Source organism: Salipiger sp., from assembly GCF_048261495.1.
Taxonomy (GTDB): Bacteria; Pseudomonadota; Alphaproteobacteria; order Rhodobacterales; family Rhodobacteraceae; genus Salipiger.
The window spans coordinates 405,240-423,403 of sequence record NZ_JBLXFX010000002.1 but is presented as its reverse complement, the minus strand read 5'-3'; the positions used below and the strand labels follow the sequence as shown (position 1 = coordinate 423,403).

Here is an 18,164-nt window from a genome sequence, read left to right as displayed (position 1 = left end):
GAAACGCCGACCTTCCGGAGTTGACGCAATGAACCTCTTCACCGATATCCGCTCGCTCGTGCTCGACGCCATTGCCGCGTTGCAGGCCGAAGGCGCGCTGCCCGAGGGGCTGGAGACCGCCGCCGTCACCGTGGAGCCGCCGCGCGATCCGCTGCATGGCGACATGGCGACCAATGCCGCGATGGTGCTGGCCAAGCCCGCCGGGATGAAGCCCCGCGACATCGCCGATGCGCTGGCCGCGAAGATCGGCGAGGATGCCCGCGTCACCGAAACCCGGGTCGCCGGGCCGGGGTTCCTCAACCTGCGGCTCGCGCCGTCGGTCTGGCAGGCGCTGCCCGCCAAGGTGCTGGCGCAGGGCAAGGCCTTCGGGCGCTCCGACATGGGGCAGGGGCAGAAGATCAACGTCGAATATGTCTCGGCCAACCCCACCGGCCCGCTGCACGTGGGCCACACCCGGGGCGCGGTCTTCGGCGATGCGCTGGCGAGCCTGCTGGATTACGCCGGCTATGACGTCACGCGGGAATACTACATCAACGACGGCGGCGCGCAGGTCGACGTGCTGGCGCGCTCGGTCTACCTGCGCTACCTCGAAGCCCATGGCGAGGAGGTCGAGTTCGCCGAGGGCACCTATCCCGGCGACTATCTCATCCCGGTGGGCGAGGCGCTGAAGGCGCTGGTGGGCGACAGGTTCGTCGGCCAGGGAGAGCAGGTCTGGCTCGAGGAGATCCGCGATTTCTCGACCAATGCGATGATGGACCTGATCCGGGAGGATCTGCGGCTTCTCAACGTCGAGATGGATCACTTCTTTTCGGAAAAGTCGCTCTACGGCACCGGGCTGATCGAGGCGGCGATCGAGGACCTGCGCGGCAAGGACCTGATCTACCGCGGCACGCTGGAGCCGCCGAAAGGCAAGACGCCCGAGGATTGGGAGCCGCGCGAGCAGACCCTGTTCAAATCCACCGCCCATGGCGACGACGTCGACCGGCCGATCATGAAGTCGGACGGGGCCTGGACCTATTTCGCCCCCGACATCGCCTATCACTTCGACAAGGTGCGGCGCGGCTACGACCAGCTGATCGACGTCTTCGGCGCCGATCACGGCGGCTATGTCAAGCGGATGAAGGCGGCGGTTTCGGCGCTGTCGGACGGCCGTACGCCGCTCGACATCAAGCTGATCCAGCTCGTGAAGCTCTACAAGAACGGCGAGCCCTTCAAGATGTCCAAGCGGGCAGGGACCTTCGTCACCCTGCGCGACGTGGTCGAGGAGGTCGGCCCCGACGTGACCCGCTTCGTCATGCTCACCCGCAAGAACGACGCTCCGCTGGATTTCGACTTTGCCAAGGCGGTGGAGCAGTCCAAGGAAAACCCCGTCTTCTACGTGCAATATGCCCATGCGCGCATCTGTTCGGTGCTGCGCAAGGCGCAGGCGGCGGGGATCGACGTGTCCGACGCCGCGCTGGCGGGGGCCGACACGGGCCGTCTCGATCACGAGGCGGAACTCGGTCTGCTGAAGAAAGTGGCGGAATGGCCGCGCATCGTCGAGATCGCCGCCAAGGGGCACGAGCCGCACAAGGTGGCGATCTGGCTCAACGAACTGGCGTCGGATCTGCACGGGCTCTGGAACAAGGGGCACGACGTTCCCGCGCTCCGCTTCCTGCACGAGGATGACGCCGCGACCAGCCAGAGCAAAATTGCGCTGGCCCGATCCGTCGCGGTTGTCATTTCCGCAGGTCTTGGTATCCTTGGCGTGTTTCCCGCGGAAGAAATGCGCTGAGGCAGCAAGCCGCGCCGCCCCGGGAACCAGTGGCAGAGCAGACAGCCCGACGGCGCGGACACGCCGCGGGGCAGCGAGGCAGACATGGCGGATTTCACCTACGACGGGCCCCCGGGGGCCCCGACAGGGCGTAAACTGGCGACCGCAACCAATTGGGTGGGGGCGCTGGTATCGCTGTCGCTCATCGGGGGCGTCGGGGTCTGGGGGTACAAGCTGCTGATGCGGGATGTCACCGGCATCCCGATCGTACGTGCCATGGAAGGTCCGATGCGCATCGCGCCCGAAGATCCGGGCGGCACGCTGGCCGACCACCAGGGGCTTGCGGTGAACGACGTGCTCGGCACCGGGCTGGCCGCGCCGGTGCCCGACCGGCTCCTGCTCGCGCCGAAGGTGACCGGCCTTTCGGACGAGGACGTGCCCGTCGCCAAGGGCCAGGACACCCGCCGCAACGCCGACCGCGCCCGCCCCGCCATCGTCGCGCCGACCGATGCGCCCGCCCTCGGCGCCGAACAGGCACCGGCCGCGGCCACGGCGCCGCCGGCGCTGCCCGATGACGGCTCCGATCCGATCCAGGCGCTGGCCAACCAGATCGCCGCCGACACCAAGCCGTTCAGCGATCTGGCCCCCGGAGCGGATGCGCCGGTCGTGACCGAACTCGAGGGCGACGAGGCCGACGGCACCGTCCTGCCCGAGCCGGACGAGGAGGGGGAAGAGGTGGACGTCGCCTCGCTCAGCCCCGCGCCCGCCGGCGCGCTGATCCGCAGCCTGCGCCCGCTGAACCGCCCGAACGAGCTCAAGCAGCACACGCTGGCCACCCCGGAGGCGCCCGCCGCCCCGGCCGGTCCGACCGAGATCGACCCCGCCAGCCTGTCCGCTGGCACCCGTCTTGCCCAGCTCGGCGCCTATGACAGCGCCGATACCGCCCGCAAGGAATGGGGCCGCTTCTCGACCCGGTTCGGCGATTTCATGGAGGGCAAGGACATGGTGATCGAACGCGCCACCTCGGGCGGCCGCGTCTTCTACCGCCTGCGCGCCCACGGCTTTGCCGACCTGTCCGACGCACGCCGCTTCTGCGCCGCCTTCGTGGCCGAGAACGCCGACTGCATCCCGGTGACGACCCGGTGAGCGACACCTTCGGCGCGGCCATCCTCGCACCGCTCGGGACCCGCCTGACCGGGGCGGAGCGGCGGTTTTTCGCAGATGCGGACCCGCTCGGCTTCATCCTGTTCGCGCGCAACCTCGAACACGCCGACCAGATCCGCGCCCTCACCGCCGAGCTGCGCGACAGCGTCGGGCGCGAGGCCCCGATCTTCATCGACCAGGAGGGCGGCCGGGTGCAGCGCCTGCGCCCGCCGCTGGCCCGCGACTGGCTGCCGCCGCTCGACGACGTCGCACGCTACGGCAGCCACGCGGCGCGGGCGATGTTCCTGCGCTACCGCATCATCGCGGCGGAACTCATGGCGCTCGGCATCGACGGCAATTGCGCCCCCATGCTCGACGTGGCGCGGCCCGAAACCCATCCTTTCCTGCGCAATCGCTGCTACGGGGACAGCGTTGAAAGCGTTGCGGAAATCGGCATTTCGGTGGCGCAGGGGCTGATGCAGGGCGGGGTGTTTCCGGTCGTGAAGCATATCCCCGGTCACGGCCTCGCGCAGCTTGACAGCCACCGCGACCTGCCGCGCATCACGGCCTCTCGCGACACGCTGGAGACCGTGGATTTCGCCGCCTTCCGACCGTTCCGCGACATGGCCTTCGGCATGACCGCGCATCTGGTCTTCGAACGGATCGCGCCCGAACCGGCGACGACCTCGCCCGAGATGATCGCCCTCATCCGCGAGGATCTCGGCTTCAACGGGCTGCTGATGACCGACGACATCTCGATGGAGGCACTGTCCGGCAGCGTGTCCGAACGCGCCGAGGCCTCGCTTGCGGCGGGCTGCGACTGCATCCTGCATTGCAACGGCGACATCACCGAGATGCTGGCCATCATGCGCCGCGCCGGCAGCATGACCGAGGCCGCGCAGGGCCGTGCGGAGGCGGCTCTCGCCTCCCGCCCGACGGTCGCGGAGGTTGACATTGCAGGGCTCGCGGCGGACCTTGAGGCGCTTCTGCCCGGGGCCCGGTGAATGGATGACGATTTCGACAGTATCGAGACGCTGAGCGTCGCCGACCGTCTCGCCGCCGAGGCGCTGATCGTCGATGTCGAAGGCTTCGAAGGCCCGCTGGACCTGCTGCTGATGCTGTCGCGCACCCAGAAGGTCGACCTGCGCCGGGTTTCGGTGCTGCAACTGGCGCGGCAATACCTGGCCTTCGTCGAAAGGGCCAAGGCGCTGCGGCTGGAACTGGCGGCGGATTACCTGGTGATGGCGGCCTGGCTTGCCTATCTCAAGTCCCGCCTGCTGCTGCCCCCCGATCCCACCGAAGAGGGCCCCTCGGGCGAGGAACTTGCCGCGCACCTGGCGTTTCAGCTCGAACGGCTGCAGGCGATGCGCGAAATGGCGGCGCGGCTGATGGGGCGCGACCGTCTGGGCCGGGATTTCTTTGCCCGCGGTCTGCCCGAAGGCATGGAGCGGGTGCGGACCGTGCGCTACACCGCGACGCTGCTCGACCTGATGCAGGGCTATGCGCGCATCCGCACGCGCGACGAATTCCGCCCCTTCGTGATGGACCGCGAAAAGGTCTTCACCATGGAACAGGCGCTGGAGCGGATGCGCGGGATGCTGGGCTTTGCCGGGCAATGGACCGACATCGTGTCCTGGATGCCCGACGGTTGGTCCGAGGACCCGGTGATGTGGCGCTCGGCCACTGCCGCGACCTTTGCCGCCTCGCTGGAACTGGTCAAGGAAGGCAAGGCCGAGATCCGCCAGTCCGAAAGTTTCGCCCCGATCCAGCTGCGCCGGAGGGAGGGCCGCCATGACTGAGTCCGAAGACCGCCTCGCGCCCGAGGCCGAGCCCGCGCCCGAGGCCGCCGCGCCGCGCGACAGCCTGTTCGAAGCGCCCGTGATGGGCGAGCAGGAGCGCATGGTCGAGGCCATTCTCTTTGCCTCCGCCGAGCCGGTGACCGTGCGCGAGCTTTCCGACCGGATGCCGCACGGCTGCGATCCCGCCGAAGCGCTGGCGCACCTGCGCCGGCGCTACGAGGGGCGCGGCGTGCGCGTGGTCCGGGTGGGCGACGCCTGGGCGATCCGCACGGCGCCCGACCTCGGCTTCCTGATGCAGAAGGAGACCGTGGAGACCCGCAAGCTGTCGCGCGCCGCGATCGAGACCCTGGCCATCATCGCCTATCACCAGCCCGTGACCCGCGCCGAGATCGAGGAGATCCGCGGCGTCAGCGTCTCGCGCGGGACCGTGGATCAGTTGCTGGAGATGGAGTGGATCCGCTTCGGCCGTCGCAAGATGACGCCGGGGCGCCCCGTCACCTTCGTGGTCACGCAGGATTTTCTCGACCAGTTCGGTCTGGAAAGCGCCCGGGACCTGCCGGGGCTGAAGGAGCTGCGCGCCGCGGGCCTGCTCGACAACCGCCCGCCGCCGGGAAGCACGGGCCTGGGCGAGCCGTCCGGAGACGACGAGGACGAAGCCCCCGGCCAGAGCGAGTTGTTCGAGGATTGATTTTCCGGAAAATCGAACCTTGTCAGGGTCTTGTGGTGCGGTGTTCATGTTATTTCGCAGGCCGCGAAAAGGGTCGGGGCGGGGCCTGAAATCCGCCGCTTTCTGCGCTATACTCTCCGTGAGCAGCAAGGGAACCGCGACATGAATGCGAACCAGATTCTGAACATGATCGGCCGCATGGTCCTGCGCCGGTTGGTCAATCGCGGCGTGAAGGCCGGGATCGACCGGACCCTCGGCACCGGCGCCGGTCGCGGGGCTGACCTGCAGGACATGACGCCCGAGGAACGCCGCCAGGCCAAGGCGCAGCGGCAGGCGGCCCGCCGGGCGAAACAGGCGGCGCGCATGGCCCGCCGCGCGGGGCGCTTCTGAACGGCTTCGGCACCCCGTAACGGTTTCTTAAGCCACCGTCCCTAACATCTCCAGGACATCGCGCGCGCCGGGGCACCCCCGTGCCGCGCCGTCCATTGGAGTGAGCCATCCCGTGAAAGCGCACCAACGATCCGAGATGCGGGCCGCCGCCGCGGAATCCGTTTTCCCGATGGCCGATTTCCCCAATCTGCGCCCGCTCGCCCGCGCACGTTCCGCCTGCCTTCTGGTGGCGGGACTGATCCTGCTGATCACGCTGGAAGGGCATCTCTACCACATCCCGGCGCTCTACTCCGTGGTCGGATCGAGCGTCCTGTCGCTGCCGACGCTGGCGGCCGGATTCTTCGCCATGATGGCGACATTGATGCAGCGGCCGCTCAGACAGCCGGAATATGTCGAATGGCTCATGTGGTTCGCGGTGATCTGCGTCTGCCTCGGCGCCCAGATGCTGCAGGCGCGGGGCGTCCGGATCGGGTCGGGAACGATGGGGTCCAACACCGCGCTCGGCTTCCTGCTTCTGGCGGTCAGCCAGTTCGGCTACCGCAGGCTGGGCCGCTTTGCCTTTCCGGTCTACATCATGTCGTTCGGGCCTCCGTTTCTCGGCCTGCTCGGCTATCTCAACTGGGAGATGTTCCTCGTCGGGGCGATGTCGCTGCCCACCGCCATCCTGCTTCTGGCGCTCAGCGGCGCCAACTCCGTCCGTTTCGCGCGGCGCCGGTCGATGCGGCCGCTCGTCAGTTCCTCACCGGTGGGCCGCGTGGCGCGCACGCAGCTGATTTTCTGGATGGGCTGGCTGGTCGTGGCGGCGATTGTGGTGCGCTGGCTGCCCGAATCGAGCGGCCTCGCCGAAATCGTGCTCACCGTGGTCAGCGCGCTCGCCATGCTGGGCTGCATCGTCTATCTCGCCAGCAAGCATGACGAAACGGCGGCGAACCAGCGCCGCATCGAACGCCGCCTGTTCGAGGCGGTGATGTGCGATCCGCTGACCAAGGCGCATACCCGCGCCGCGGCCGAGGTCTATTTCGCCGCCTTCGGCCCGATGTCCCGCGTCGGGGTCATCCTGTTCGAGATCGCTCCGCTGAAGCAGGTCAACGAATCCCACGGCTACGCGGTCGGCGACGGCATTCTCGCCGATGCGGGCAAGCTGCTGCGCAATCAACTCGAACCCACGGAACTGCTGGTGCGCTGGGGCGGCGCGCAGTTCCTGCTGCTCAGTCACGGGATCGAGGCGCAGGTGCTCGAAGCCCGCGCCACGGCGCTCAGGGACCAGCTCGGCGCCATTCGCGACCCGGAGGGCGAGGTGAAGAGCATCCTCGCGCTCGCAAGCTCGGCCTGTTCCCGTCCCGGCGATCGCAGCCTCGCCCCGGCCGTGGACCGTGCCAACCGGAGCCTGCGCGAGGAAAAGGGCGGCGCCAAAGGCCACCTGATCGCGGTCGCCTGATCCCATCGCTGCCGCCCGGCCGCGATCCGTCGGTTCCGCGGAACCGCGCGATGCCCGGCCCCGCCGGGGGCGGAGCGGCGGCTCAGCCGCGGAAATGCTTGGAAAGCTTGAGCCCCTGACCCTGGTAGTTCGACGCGATGCCCGCGCCGTAGACCAGGTCCGGGACATGCTCCATCCGTTCGTAGACCAGCCGCCCGACGATCTGCCCGTGTTCGAGCACGAAGGGCGCTTCGTGGCAGCGCACTTCGAGCACGCCGCGCGACCCGCTGCCGCCCGCTCCGGCATGGCCGAAGCCCGGATCGAAGAACCCGGCATAATGCACCCGGAACTCGCCGACCATGGCGAGGTAGGGCGCCATCTCGGCAGCGTAGGAGGGAGGGATGTGCACCGCTTCGCGGCTCATCAGGATGTAGAAGGCGTCGGGGTCGAGGATGAGCTGTCCGCGATCCGTGTCGAGCCGGTCCCAGAACTCCTCCGGCGCATAGTGGCCGATGCGGTCGAGGTCGATCACCCCGGTATGCGGCTTCGCCCGCCACCCGACGAGCGTGCCGCGTTCGGGCTCGAGATCCACGGAAAAGCCCAGCCCCTGGTCGATCACCGCAGGCCCGCCGCTGACGAGGGTGTCGCTTTCGTGAAGCGCGGCCAGTTCGGAATCGCTCAGCACCGATTGCCCGTGACGGAAGCGGATCTGGTTCAGACGCATCCCGGCGCGGGCAAGCACGGAAAAGCTGCGGGGGCAGATCTCGGCATAGAGCGGGCCGCTGTAACCTTCGGCCACGCGGTCGAATTCCGTGCCGCCATCGGTGATCGTGCGGGTCAGCAGGTCGAGCCGCCCGGTCGAACTCTTGGCATTGGTGATGGCCGACAGCCCCCGCGGCAGGTCGAGATGCTCCATCAGGGGCACGACATAGACGCATCCCTTTTCCAGCACCGCCCCGGCGGTGAGGTCGACGCGATGCATCTCGAATTCGGCGAGGCGGTCGCTCACCCGTCGCCCGGCTCCGGCCAGAAACGAGGCCCGCACGCGGATCGCCTCGGTCCCCAGCCGCAAATCCAGGCTCGCCGGCTGCACCTGTCCGGCGGTCAGGTCACGCTGCAGCCCGATGGCCCCCTCGGCGATGAGGCCTTCGATCTGCTGGCAAGCAAGCACCCCGGTCATGTCAGTCGTCCCCCATGTATCCGGTTTTCCTTATCAAGCGGAAAACGTCAGGGGAACGGCTTAGCTCGCGCGAAGGGGCTCAGCACTCGATTTCTTCATCCTCGGCCGGGCGGGGGGCGCATTCTTCTTCTGCGATCATCATCTCCATCAGATCGCGATCCGGCTCGCGGGTGTCGCGCATCAGGGTTTCGTAGAGCCGGCTGCCGCCGCCGTCCTCCGGTTCGTCGCACGGGGCGAGCTCGGCATCGGTCTCGGGTTCGGGCTCGACACAGTCGGTCTCCTCGATGCAGAGGGCGGCGGGGACGGGCGGTTCACAGTCGACCGGCGTGTCGTCACACTCCGTCGAGGCCTCGTCGCCGGGTTCGGGGAGCGGGTCCGTGACACTCGGGGGGGCGCCGGTGATGGTGCCGGGCATATCCGTGGGGTCCTCGCCGGGAGTCGGAGCTTCACCGGGGTCCGGAGCTGAGGTTTCCGGAGGTGTGGTTTCGGGGGGCGTGTCATCGGTCGGCGCGTCATCCTCGCCGTCCTCGTCGCCGTCGTCCATGTCCTCCACACCCGGCTCCGCATCGCTGCCGCCATCGGCCAGTATCCCGGCCTCCTGCAGGCCGGTTTCGATGGTGGCGAGGATGTCGTCGTAGCGCTCGGCCACGGCGGGATGGATGCTGTCGGGGAGTTGATCCGGCGCCGGGGCGGGGGTGCCGTATCCGGCGTTGTAGACGATGAGACTGGCGAGGAAATAGGTGGTTTCGGTGCCGTGCGGCGCGTCGTCGACGTAGAGCGCGGTCGCGGGCAGGTCCGAGAGCACGGAGCTGTAGAGGTCGGACAGGATCGAGGCCACCGGCAGCAGTTGCACCTGCGCGTCCGGGTCCGCGTCGTTCACCATGTCGATCAGCGAGAGGTACCAGTCGTGATAGGCCCCGGCGTTGTAGTCGTGATAGGCGGCCAGCGCCGTGTCGTCCGGCGGAAAGGCGGAGAAGGCCGAAAGGTCGGCCCAGCCTTCGTAGATCCAGATCGTGGCCTGCGGCTGGTCGGAGCCGAGACCGGTCACGATGTCCATGACCGCATCGAAGGGCGAGCGGCTGTCGCCGGCATAGGCAGCATCCGGCGCCCGGTCCTGGATGAAGTTCGCCGGGGCGATAAGGATCATGTCCACGGGGGCCTCGGCAAAGCTCTGCATGGCGCTGTCCCAGGCTGGCTGCACGCCCTCGAATCCCCATTGCGACAGCGGTTCGGGACGGTCGGCGAAATCCCGCAGGAATCCGTAACCGCCGCTCATCGCATAGGAATTTCCGGCGCTTTCGGCCAGAAGGTCGAGCCAGACGGGAAGGTTGGTGGCGGAGCCTCCCTCGGCGAAGTTCACCAGGGAATTTCCGAAATAATACTGGGACAGGCTGGTCGGCATGGCGGGCACTCGCACTGCGGGCGGCGCGGCGCCCCGGACAATCACGGCGGGGCCGGGCGGACGGGCGCACAACGCATCCGGTCGGATGGCAGATGGCGATCGCCGCAGTCAGTCCCCACTGAACACTAACAGAAAGTGTACGGCTGCGCGCGCCGGTTGCAATGCCGGTGACGGTCAATTTCCCGGAGATCCGTAAACCCTCTGTTTCGCGGATGGAAACAGGGACAAGTCGCAAACGGGGATAAGAGATTTGGTCGGGCTAGCAGGACTTGAACCTGCGACCTTCCGTCCCCCAGACGGACGCGCTACCAGGCTGCGCTATAGCCCGACTTGTGGACCGCTTCTTACCGGTTTTGCGGGGAGGGGCAACCCCTTTTTCGCGAATAACCGCGCGGCGGCGCTCAGGTTCGGGGCGCGTCGCCGTGCGCGGCGACAAGGGCGCGGAGCGCGGCATATTCCGGTGCGAAGCGCCGCAGCGTTTCGGCTGGCGGCCTGTGTCCCGAGGCGAGATGGGCAAGGACGCCCGGCATCGGATCTGGGAGCGTGGATTCGTCCGGCACGGGTGGAATCGGGCGCGGCGCGGGCTCCGGCGTTTCGAGAGCCGCCTCGGCGCGATCGTCCGCGTGTTCCGCCTCGGGTGCCGCATCCTGTTCCGCGAGCGGGGATTGCTCGGGCTCGGCGTCGGAGATGGCCGCGTCGGGGGGCGCGATCTCTTCGACCGGCGTATCCTTGGCATCCGGGGTCGTGGTGTAGGAAAACAGGTCCGCCGGTTGCTCGGGCTGGGAGAATTGCACGATCGGTTCCGCGTCTTCGGTCACGTCTGCGCCCTCCGGAGCGTCGTCTGGGGCCTGCGCCGCGACCTCTTCGGGGTCCGGCGCAAAGGGGGGCTGATCGGTCGGTTCGTCGTCGGCCTCCGGTGCCCCGGTCGCGGCGTCTTCCGGGGTTGGCGCCACGGGATCCTCCGGTGTCTCCTCCCGAAGGGCGATTTCGGGCGCGTCCGGCTCCGGCACGGTTGCGGGGGCGTCCTGCGCGGCGTCTTCGACCTCCGCGGTCTGATCTGCGGCGGGATCTGGCAGGGGGACGAAGGGGGTGTCCTCGACGGCGGCGTATTCGGGCGTGTCGTCCGCTGCCTCGTCCTCGGGAATTGTTTCGGGCGTCGCGGTCCCCTCGGGATCGACGTCTTCCGGGGATTCGTCCTGGGGGGCGAGGTCGACGGGCGCGCTCTCTTCCAAGGCGGGTTCCTCATCGGGAGCGACGGCCTCGACCGCGGTCTCTTCTTCGGGCTCGGAAAGGTCTTCCGCCGCAGGCTCGGGCGGGGCGGGCTGTTGGGATTCGGGCGGCGCGAAGGGCAGCACCGTGGCGCTTTCCTGCGGCACTTCGATGAAGGGCGCTTCCTCGATCGGGGCGGCGGAGTCGCCCTCTTCGCCCGGCAGCGGCACGAGGCCGGCGACATGCTTCACGCCCTGTTCGCGCAGGACCTTCTGCACGCCCTTGATGGTCATGCCGTCATCATGAAGCAACTGCTTGATTCCCGCGAGAAGTTCGATGTCGCCGGGGCGATAGTAGCGGCGCCCGCCGGCGCGCTTCACCGGCTTCACTTGGGTGAACTTGCTTTCCCAGAAACGCAGCACGTGGGCCGGGGTTTCCAGAAGGTCCGCGACCTCGCTGATGGTGCGGAAGGCATCGCGGGACTTGCTCATGGCCGCTACGCCTTGTTGCCGTCGGCGACCCGCTCTTTCATCAGGTGCGAAGGGCGGAAGGTCAGCACGCGGCGCGGCTGGATCGGCACTTCTTCGCCGGTCTTGGGGTTGCGGCCCACGCGCGCCGCCTTGTCGCGCACAGAGAAGGTGCCGAAGGACGAAATCTTGACCTGCTCGCCGTCGACCAGCGCATCGGACATGTGCTGAAGCACCGACTCGACGAGGTCGGCGCTTTCGTTGCGGGACAGGCCCACCTCGCGGAATACCGCCTCGCTCAGATCCATGCGCGTCAGAGTCTTGTCGCTCATCACCATCCCTCCCGGTTTGGGGCAGCATACGGTCGCGGAAAATTCCGAGTCAACAACTGCTGCTCGGGATCAGGCTCCAAGTGCCCGAATTCGCGTGAAATTCACGTCTACCAGCGCAGCAGGACCGCGCCCCAGGCCAGCCCGCCGCCGATTGCCTCGGTGATGACCAGATCGCCCTTCGCGATCTTGCCCTCGGATTTGCCCACCGACAGGGCAAGGGGAATCGACGCGGCCGAGGTGTTGCCGTGATCCTGGACCGTGACGATGACGTGATCCATGGACAGGCCGAGCTTTTTCGCGGTGCCGTTGATGATGCGGATATTGGCCTGGTGGGGGACGATCCAGTCGACCTCCTCCGGCGTGATATCGGCCTTTTCCATGACGGTCCGGGCGGTTGCGGCAAGTTTCTCGACCGCGTGGCGGAAGACTTCCTTGCCCTCCATCCGCAGGTGGCCGATGGAATTGGTCGAAACGCCGCCGTCGACGTAGAGCAGGTCGCGGAACTGGCCGTCCGAATGCAGGTCGACGGCGAGGATGCCGCGGTCGGACTTGGTGTTCCCGCCTTCGCCGGCTTCGAGGATCAGCGCCCCGGCGCCGTCGCCGAAAAGCACGCAGGTCGACCGGTCGTTCCAGTCGAGGATGCGGGAGAAGGTTTCCGCCCCGATCACCATGACCCGCCGCGCCTGGCCCGAGACGATCAGCGCGTTTGCGGTCGAGAGACCGTAGACGAAGCCCGCGCAGACCGCCTGGATGTCGAAGGCGAAGCCCTGGTTCATGCCCAGACGCGCCTGCACCATGGTGGCGGCGGAGGGGAAGGTGAGATCGGGGGTCGAGGTGGCGACGATCAGCGCGTCGATGTCCGCGGCGGTGAGCCCGGCATCGGCAAGGGCGGCATTGGCGGCGCGGGTGGCAAGGTCGGACGTGGTCTGACCCTCGGCCGCGAAATGGCGGCGTTCGATGCCGGAGCGGGTGCGAATCCATTCGTCGGAGGTGTCGAGTTTCGTTTCGAACTCGGCATTGGGGACCACGCGCTCGGGCAGATAGTGCCCGATGCCTGCAACCTGTGCCCGTATCGTCATGGATCCGTTCCGTCTTTCTTTTCTTTTTGGCTCGCGTCGGCGCCCATCGCCTCGGTCGCGGCGGCCAGCCGTGCGGCCAGTCTTTCGGCAAAGCCCGACTGTGCGAGATCGTAGGCCAGTTCGACGGCGGCTGCCACACCCGTCGCGTCCGCGGAGCCGTGCGACTTGACCACGGTGCCGTTCAGGCCGAGGAACACCCCGCCGTTCTTGCGGCGCGGGTCGATGCGGGCCTGGAGGCGTTTGAGAGAGGTCAGCGCCAGCAGGGACGCGAGACGGGAGAGCGGGGAATAGGCAAAGGCCTCGCGCAGGAGGGCGCCGATCAGCGAGGCGGTGCCCTCGCCGGTCTTGAGCGCAATATTGCCGGTGAAGCCGTCGGTGACGATCACGTCGCAGCGCTGACCGGGGATATCGCCGCCCTCGACGAATCCCACGAAGTCGAATTCGCCCCGGTCGGCATGGGCCGCGATCAGCTCGTGCGCGGCCTTGAGCTCGGGGCGGCCCTTGTGCTCTTCGGTGCCGACGTTCAGCAGACCGATGCGCGGCCGCTTGAGCGCGAGACCGTTGCGGGCGTAGGACGCCCCCATCATCGCGTATTTCAGCAGGTCTTCGGCATCGGCGCGGATATCGGCGCCGACGTCGAGCATCACGTTGAAGCCCTGCGGATTGCGCGAGGGCCAGAGCACGGCGATGGCGGGGCGGTTGACGCCCGGCAGCTTGCGCAGGCGCACCATCGACAGAAGCATCAGCGCGCCGGTGTTGCCGCACGAGACGGTGACGGCGGCCTTGCCCTCGCGCACCGAATCGATGGCGGACCACATCGAGGTGTTCTGCCCGTTGCGCATCACGTGGCTGGGCTTGTCCTGCATCGACACGACACCGGCGGCATCGCGGATCTCGCAAGCGCCGGAAAGCTCGCGGCGCTTTTCGATCAGCGCGGCAAGCTCGGCCTCGGGGCCGTGCACGATGAAACGCACGTCACGATGCTTGCGGGCAAACGCAGCCAGACCGGCAACGATGGCTGCCGGTCCGCGGTCGCCGCCCATGGCGTCGATGGAAAGGACCAAAGGCCCATTCGCCTTGCGTTGATCTTCAGCGGAAGTCATGCGGCGGCAGGGCCTTCAGGTCTTCAGGCTGCGTCTTCGTCCAGCTCGATCTCGTCGGCCTGTGCCACGACCTCGCGGTCGGCATAGTGGCCGCAGGACGGGCAGACGTGATGCGGGCGCTTGAGCTCGCCGCAGTTGCTGCATTCGTTGGGGTTGGCCGCAACGAGGGCGTCATGCGCCCGACGGTTGTTGCGGCGCGATTTGGAAACTTTGTTCTGTTGGACAGCCATGTCTCAACCTCGATATCAAGCGTGTGGGGCAAACCTTTTGCCCGGTTCGTTCGGGCGTGCCCGGCCTCATAGTCGCAAGGCGGGGGGTGAAGCAACCCGGAATTCCGATGAAGGCGCGAAAATAGAAGTTTATTGCCGAATCGCAAGGGGGATTTCACCGCGGATCAGGGGGTTTCGTCGTCATCGCCGGCCAGCTTGTCGCGCAAGCCTGCCAGAGCGGCAAAGGGATTTGGGCGCTCCCCGGCCTCGTCCGCCGCGGGCGGCGGCGCTTCGTGTTCGGGCGCATCCGGGCTGCGCGGGTAGGGTGGCAGGGCGAGACTCAGCGCCTCGGTCAGGATCTCGCGCAGGTCGATGACGTCGGGCAGGGCCTCAACGTCGTCTTCGGGGGTCTCGATCTCGGTACCGTCGCCGGGCTCGTTCAGGCGCTCCTCCGGCAGAAAGCTGCGCGCCACCGGCTCTTCTATGCGCGTGGTGACGGGGGCGAGGGTCGCGACGCAGGCCTGCACCACGGTCGCACCGAGCGTGGCGTCGATCCGCCAGCCCTCGCGGCCCTCCGGCGCGATCTGCCCGGCAAAGCGCAGCTTGCGCAGCCCGAGCAGGTCCAGATCCTGCGCGATGGCGGCGCAGACCTCGGCATCGGGGCGCAGATCGAAGGGAGTCGGCGTTCCGGATTTCAGGGCTGCCACGCGGTATCGCGTGCCTGCTTTGCCCGATCTGTCTGCCACTGGCACCTTCCTTTGCTTGAACGGCTTGTTTGGGTTATGTAATCGGGGATAGAAGGCCGCTAAGGTCAAGACAAGAGGCAAGGCGGGGCAGGAACGGGTGGCGATGGCTAGAGGGTTGAGAATCGCGCTGATGGCGGGAATCGCCGCAATCGGGCTGACGGCCTGCACGGCGCAGTATCGCTCGCATGGCTATACGCCGTCCGAGGAAGAGCTTCAGCAGATCGTTCCGGGCGTCGACACGCGCGGCACGGTCGAGGACGTGATCGGCGTGCCCTCGACCTCGGGCGTGCTGAACGAGGGCGATTTCTACTATATCAAGACGGATGTGCGCACCTTTGCCTGGCAGGCACCCGAGGTGATCGACCGCGAAGTGCTGGCGATCACCTTCGATCCCGCGGGCGTGGTGGAAAACATCACGCGCTACGGGCTGCAGGACGGCAACGTCGTGCCGCTGACCCGGCGGATCACCAAGACCACCGATGGCGATCTCGGCTTCATCCGCCGGCTGTTCGGCAACATCGGCGGGCTCAACCTGGGCAACATGCTGGAAAACTAGGGAGTCGCCGGATGATCCCCCGTCAGACCGATCAGGATGCGGGGGCTGCCGGAGGCATCCTTCTGTCGCGTGGCCGCCTGCGGGCGCGCCTGGCCGCGGATGCGCGCGACGTCGCCGCCGCGCAGGCGCTGCGCGGGCTGGCCTTCTTCGGTCCGGGCGGCCGGGCCGATCGCGACGCCCATGACGATCTCTGCGACCACGTGCTGATCGAGGCGGCGGAGGAGGAGGCGCCGGTCGCCTGCTTCCGCTGCCTCTGGCTGCCGGACGGGGCGGCGCTGGGGCGCAGCTATGCCGCGCGGTTCTACGATCTCGACCGGCTGTCGGCGCTCGACGGCCCCTTGCTCGAGCTGGGGCGATTCTGCGTCCGGCCGGGGCTGACCGACCCGGACGTCCTGCGGATCGCCTGGGGGGCGATCACGGCACTGGTGGATGCGCGCGCCGGGCGGATGCTGTTCGGCTGCGTCAGCTTCCGGGGCACCGATCCCGCGCCCTACGGCGATGCGCTGGCGCGGCTCGGCGCGCACCACGCCGCCCCCGAACGCCGCCGGATCGGCGTGAAGGCGCCGGAGGTGGTGCGGCTCGGGCCGGGGCCGGGGGATGGCCGGGCGGCGATGAAACAGATGCCGCCGCTGCTGCGCACCTACCTCTCCATGGGCGGCTGGGTCAGCGACCATGCGGTGGTGGACCGGGAGATGAACACGCTGCACGTCTTCACCGGGGTCGAGACGGCGGCGATTCCCCCCGCGCGGGCCCGTGCCCTGCGCGCCATCGCGTCCTGAACCCGCCCCGGGGGGAGGCGCGATCCGTCGTCGAAAAATCGGTGCCGCCCCGGGCGCCGCGCGCGGGGCCTTGACGCTGGCGGCGCGCCGCTCTAGCGCAGCGGCATGGCACAGGCACCCCTTCTCCAGCTCACCGACATCGCGCTCACCTTCGGGGGAGAGCCGGTGTTTTCCGACCTTTCCCTGACCGTCCAGCCCGGCGACCGCGTCGCGCTGGTGGGGCGCAACGGCTCGGGCAAATCGACCCTGCTCAAGGTCATGGCGGGACTGGTGGAGCCGGACACCGGCGCGCGCACCGTGCCCGCGGGCATCGGCGTCGGCTACATGGAGCAGGATCCCGACCTCTCGGGCTTTGCCACCCTCGGGGATTATGCCGCCGAGGGTCTGGACCCGGCCGAGATGTACCGGGTCGAGCGCGCAGGCGAGGGGCTCGGCTTCGATCCGGCGCGCCCCGTCGCCACCGCCTCGGGCGGGGAGCGGCGGCGCGCGGCGCTGGCCCGGCTGATGGCGGGCGATCCCGACGTCATGCTGCTGGACGAACCGACCAACCACCTCGACATTTCCGCCATCGGCTGGCTCGAAGAAGAGCTGCGCGGCACCCGCAAGGCCTTTGTCCTCATCAGTCACGACCGCAAGTTCCTCGAAACCCTGACCCGCGCGACGCTCTGGATCGACCGGGGCGCGGTGCGGCGCCAGGAGCAGGGCTTTGCCGCCTTCGAGGACTGGCGCGACAAGATCTGGTCCGACGAGGACGACGCGCGTCACAAGCTCGACCGCAAGATCAAGGCCGAGGCCAAGTGGGCGGTCGAGGGCATCTCGGCCCGCCGCACCCGCAACCAGGGCCGCGTGCGGGCGCTCAAGGCGCTGCGGCAGGAACGTTCCGCGATGATCCGCCGCCAGGGCACGGCGGCGATGGATCTGGCCTCGGCCCCCGCCTCCGGCAAGAAGGTGATCGAGGCCCGCGACATCTCCAAGGCCTTCGGCGACAAGACCATCGTCCGGGACTTCTCGCTCACCGTGCAGCGCGGCGACCGGCTGGCGCTGGTCGGGCCGAACGGCACCGGCAAGACCACGCTCATCAACATCCTGACCGGCCAGACCGCGCCCGACAGCGGCACGGTCAAGCTCGGCACCAACCTCGAGATCGCGGTCTTCGACCAGGCCCGTGCCCGGCTCGATCCCGAGATGTCGCTCTGGGAGAGCCTGACCGGCGATCCCGAGATGCGGGTTTCGGGCAAGGCCGACCAGGTGCTGGTGCGCGGACAGCCGCGCCACGTGGTCGGCTATCTCAAGGATTTCCTGTTCGACGAACGCCAGGCGCGCGCGCCGGTCAAGTCCCTGTCGGGCGGGGAAAAGGCGCGGCTTCTGCTGGCCCGGATCATGGCGCGGGAAAGCAACCTGCTGGTGCTCGACGAACCGACCAACGATCTCGACGTGGAAACGCTGGACCTGTTGCAGGATCTGCTCGGCGAATATGACGGCACCGTGCTGCTGGTCAGCCACGACCGCGATTTTCTCGACCGGGTGGCGACGACGACCATCGCGATGGAGGGGGACGGCCGCGCCGTGGTCTATGCCGGCGGCTGGAGCGACTACCGCGCCCAGCGTCAGGAAAGTGCCGCGCCGACCGCCGCCGACAAACCGGGCCGGGCGGCGGCGAAATCCGCCCCGAAACCGGCGGTGGACAAGGAGGCCCCCGGCAAGCCCGGCCTCAGCTTTACCGAAAGGCACCGGCTCGAGGAACTGCCCGGCGTGATCGCGCGGCTCGAGGGCGAGATCGGCAAGCTCGAAGGGCTGATGGCCGACCCGGAGCTGTTCAGCCGCGAGCCGGTGAAGTTCCGCAAGGCGACCGAGGCGCTGACCGAACGGCAGCAGAAGCTCGCCGCCGCCGAGGAGGAATGGCTGGATCTCGCGGAGCGGGCCGAGGGCTGAA

At 68.3% G+C, this 18,164-nt stretch carries 18 protein-coding genes and 1 tRNA gene; 10 read left to right on the top strand and 9 right to left on the bottom strand.

Going from position 1 to position 18,164, the window contains the following annotated elements; all coding sequences use genetic code 11:
* The first annotated feature begins 28 nt into the window (after positions 1 to 28).
* The 7 genes from argS (at position 29) to ACN0RJ_RS05470 (ending at position 7,190) form a co-directional block, all read left to right on the top strand.
* Positions 29 to 1,774 carry an arginine--tRNA ligase gene (argS, locus tag ACN0RJ_RS05500; RefSeq protein WP_417721264.1) on the top strand — a complete coding sequence of 582 codons (1,746 nt, stop codon included), beginning with the start codon at positions 29 to 31 and terminating at the stop codon, positions 1,772 to 1,774.
* Positions 1,775 to 1,858: 84 nt separating this feature from the next.
* On the top strand, positions 1,859 to 2,899 hold the full coding sequence (locus tag ACN0RJ_RS05495) for an SPOR domain-containing protein (protein WP_417723640.1): 1,041 nt from the start codon (positions 1,859 to 1,861) through the stop codon (positions 2,897 to 2,899).
* Positions 2,896 to 3,900, top strand: coding sequence for a glycoside hydrolase family 3 N-terminal domain-containing protein (locus tag ACN0RJ_RS05490; RefSeq protein ID WP_417723639.1), 1,005 nt, complete (start codon positions 2,896 to 2,898; stop codon positions 3,898 to 3,900). Before ACN0RJ_RS05495 ends, ACN0RJ_RS05490 begins: the two co-directional genes overlap by 4 nt.
* Entirely contained in the window at positions 3,901 to 4,695 is a 795-nt protein-coding gene (locus ACN0RJ_RS05485) for a segregation and condensation protein A (RefSeq protein WP_417721267.1), read from the top strand.
* An 82-nt stretch (positions 4,696 to 4,777) separates the two neighbouring features.
* The gene (gene scpB / locus ACN0RJ_RS05480; protein ID WP_417721294.1) at positions 4,778 to 5,383 is read left to right on the top strand and encodes an SMC-Scp complex subunit ScpB; all 606 of its coding nucleotides are present in this window, start codon (positions 4,778 to 4,780) and stop codon (positions 5,381 to 5,383) included.
* A 141-nt stretch (positions 5,384 to 5,524) separates the two neighbouring features.
* The gene (locus ACN0RJ_RS05475) at positions 5,525 to 5,752 is read left to right on the top strand and encodes a hypothetical protein (RefSeq protein WP_417723638.1); all 228 of its coding nucleotides are present in this window, start codon (positions 5,525 to 5,527) and stop codon (positions 5,750 to 5,752) included.
* Between the two features lie 169 nt (positions 5,753 to 5,921).
* Positions 5,922 to 7,190 (top strand): GGDEF domain-containing protein, encoded by a 1,269-nt coding sequence (locus ACN0RJ_RS05470; protein WP_417723637.1) that lies wholly within the window; start codon positions 5,922 to 5,924, stop codon positions 7,188 to 7,190.
* Between the two features lie 82 nt (positions 7,191 to 7,272).
* Here ACN0RJ_RS05470 and ACN0RJ_RS05465 read toward each other — a convergent pair whose 3' ends face one another.
* From ACN0RJ_RS05465 to ACN0RJ_RS05425, 9 genes are all read right to left on the bottom strand, one after another.
* Positions 7,273 to 8,349 carry a 2'-deoxycytidine 5'-triphosphate deaminase gene (locus ACN0RJ_RS05465; RefSeq protein WP_417721270.1) on the bottom strand — a complete coding sequence of 359 codons (1,077 nt, stop codon included), beginning with the start codon at positions 8,347 to 8,349 and terminating at the stop codon, positions 7,273 to 7,275.
* Between the two features lie 79 nt (positions 8,350 to 8,428).
* Entirely contained in the window at positions 8,429 to 9,751 is a 1,323-nt protein-coding gene (locus ACN0RJ_RS05460; RefSeq protein WP_417723636.1) for a hypothetical protein, read from the bottom strand.
* A gap of 251 nt (positions 9,752 to 10,002) precedes the next feature.
* Positions 10,003 to 10,079, bottom strand: a tRNA-Pro gene (locus ACN0RJ_RS05455).
* Positions 10,080 to 10,152: 73 nt separating this feature from the next.
* Entirely contained in the window at positions 10,153 to 11,451 is a 1,299-nt protein-coding gene (locus tag ACN0RJ_RS05450; protein ID WP_417723635.1) for a MerR family transcriptional regulator, read from the bottom strand.
* A 5-nt stretch (positions 11,452 to 11,456) separates the two neighbouring features.
* Positions 11,457 to 11,759, bottom strand: a complete 303-nt coding sequence (gene ihfA, locus ACN0RJ_RS05445) for an integration host factor subunit alpha (RefSeq protein WP_417721273.1) — start codon at positions 11,757 to 11,759, stop codon at positions 11,457 to 11,459.
* A gap of 107 nt (positions 11,760 to 11,866) precedes the next feature.
* On the bottom strand, positions 11,867 to 12,838 hold the full coding sequence (locus ACN0RJ_RS05440) for a beta-ketoacyl-ACP synthase III (RefSeq protein WP_417723634.1): 972 nt from the start codon (positions 12,836 to 12,838) through the stop codon (positions 11,867 to 11,869).
* Positions 12,835 to 13,941, bottom strand: coding sequence for a phosphate acyltransferase PlsX (gene plsX / locus ACN0RJ_RS05435; protein ID WP_417721275.1), 1,107 nt, complete (start codon positions 13,939 to 13,941; stop codon positions 12,835 to 12,837). The genes ACN0RJ_RS05440 and plsX overlap by 4 nt, the downstream gene beginning before the upstream one ends.
* Before the next feature lie 23 nt (positions 13,942 to 13,964).
* Positions 13,965 to 14,171 carry a 50S ribosomal protein L32 gene (gene rpmF, locus ACN0RJ_RS05430; RefSeq protein WP_417721276.1) on the bottom strand — a complete coding sequence of 69 codons (207 nt, stop codon included), beginning with the start codon at positions 14,169 to 14,171 and terminating at the stop codon, positions 13,965 to 13,967.
* Between the two features lie 164 nt (positions 14,172 to 14,335).
* A complete protein-coding gene (locus ACN0RJ_RS05425) occupies positions 14,336 to 14,896 on the bottom strand; it encodes a YceD family protein (protein ID WP_417723633.1) in 561 nt (186 codons plus the stop codon).
* Positions 14,897 to 14,999: 103 nt separating this feature from the next.
* On the opposite strand from ACN0RJ_RS05425, the gene ACN0RJ_RS05420 reads away from it, so the two are divergent.
* The 3 genes from ACN0RJ_RS05420 (at position 15,000) to ACN0RJ_RS05410 (ending at position 18,163) form a co-directional block, all read left to right on the top strand.
* Positions 15,000 to 15,452 (top strand): outer membrane protein assembly factor BamE, encoded by a 453-nt coding sequence (locus ACN0RJ_RS05420; protein WP_417721278.1) that lies wholly within the window; start codon positions 15,000 to 15,002, stop codon positions 15,450 to 15,452.
* A gap of 11 nt (positions 15,453 to 15,463) precedes the next feature.
* Entirely contained in the window at positions 15,464 to 16,231 is a 768-nt protein-coding gene (locus tag ACN0RJ_RS05415) for a GNAT family N-acetyltransferase (protein ID WP_417723632.1), read from the top strand.
* A gap of 105 nt (positions 16,232 to 16,336) precedes the next feature.
* On the top strand, positions 16,337 to 18,163 hold the full coding sequence (locus ACN0RJ_RS05410) for an ABC-F family ATP-binding cassette domain-containing protein (RefSeq protein ID WP_417723631.1): 1,827 nt from the start codon (positions 16,337 to 16,339) through the stop codon (positions 18,161 to 18,163).
* Position 18,164 lies beyond the last annotated feature (1 nt).

Bases quoted from the DNA above. Each gene is read 5' to 3' on its own strand.
- argS (WP_417721264.1), top strand. From the start codon at position 29: ATGAACCTCTTCACCGATATCCGCTCGCTCGTGCTCGACGCCATTGCC.
- ACN0RJ_RS05495 (WP_417723640.1), top strand. From the start codon at position 1,859: ATGGCGGATTTCACCTACGACGGGCCCCCGGGGGCCCCGACAGGGCGT.
- ACN0RJ_RS05485 (WP_417721267.1), top strand. From the start codon at position 3,901: ATGGATGACGATTTCGACAGTATCGAGACGCTGAGCGTCGCCGACCGT.
- scpB (WP_417721294.1), top strand. From the start codon at position 4,778: ATGGGCGAGCAGGAGCGCATGGTCGAGGCCATTCTCTTTGCCTCCGCC.
- ACN0RJ_RS05475 (WP_417723638.1), top strand. From the start codon at position 5,525: ATGAATGCGAACCAGATTCTGAACATGATCGGCCGCATGGTCCTGCGC.
- ACN0RJ_RS05470 (WP_417723637.1), top strand. From the start codon at position 5,922: ATGGCCGATTTCCCCAATCTGCGCCCGCTCGCCCGCGCACGTTCCGCC.
- ACN0RJ_RS05465 (WP_417721270.1), bottom strand. From the start codon at position 8,349: ATGACCGGGGTGCTTGCTTGCCAGCAGATCGAAGGCCTCATCGCCGAG.
- ACN0RJ_RS05460 (WP_417723636.1), bottom strand. From the start codon at position 9,751: ATGCCGACCAGCCTGTCCCAGTATTATTTCGGAAATTCCCTGGTGAAC.
- ACN0RJ_RS05450 (WP_417723635.1), bottom strand. From the start codon at position 11,451: ATGAGCAAGTCCCGCGATGCCTTCCGCACCATCAGCGAGGTCGCGGAC.
- ihfA (WP_417721273.1), bottom strand. From the start codon at position 11,759: ATGAGCGACAAGACTCTGACGCGCATGGATCTGAGCGAGGCGGTATTC.
- ACN0RJ_RS05440 (WP_417723634.1), bottom strand. From the start codon at position 12,838: ATGACGATACGGGCACAGGTTGCAGGCATCGGGCACTATCTGCCCGAG.
- plsX (WP_417721275.1), bottom strand. From the start codon at position 13,941: ATGACTTCCGCTGAAGATCAACGCAAGGCGAATGGGCCTTTGGTCCTT.
- rpmF (WP_417721276.1), bottom strand. From the start codon at position 14,171: ATGGCTGTCCAACAGAACAAAGTTTCCAAATCGCGCCGCAACAACCGT.
- ACN0RJ_RS05420 (WP_417721278.1), top strand. From the start codon at position 15,000: ATGGCTAGAGGGTTGAGAATCGCGCTGATGGCGGGAATCGCCGCAATC.
- ACN0RJ_RS05415 (WP_417723632.1), top strand. From the start codon at position 15,464: ATGATCCCCCGTCAGACCGATCAGGATGCGGGGGCTGCCGGAGGCATC.
- ACN0RJ_RS05410 (WP_417723631.1), top strand. From the start codon at position 16,337: ATGGCACAGGCACCCCTTCTCCAGCTCACCGACATCGCGCTCACCTTC.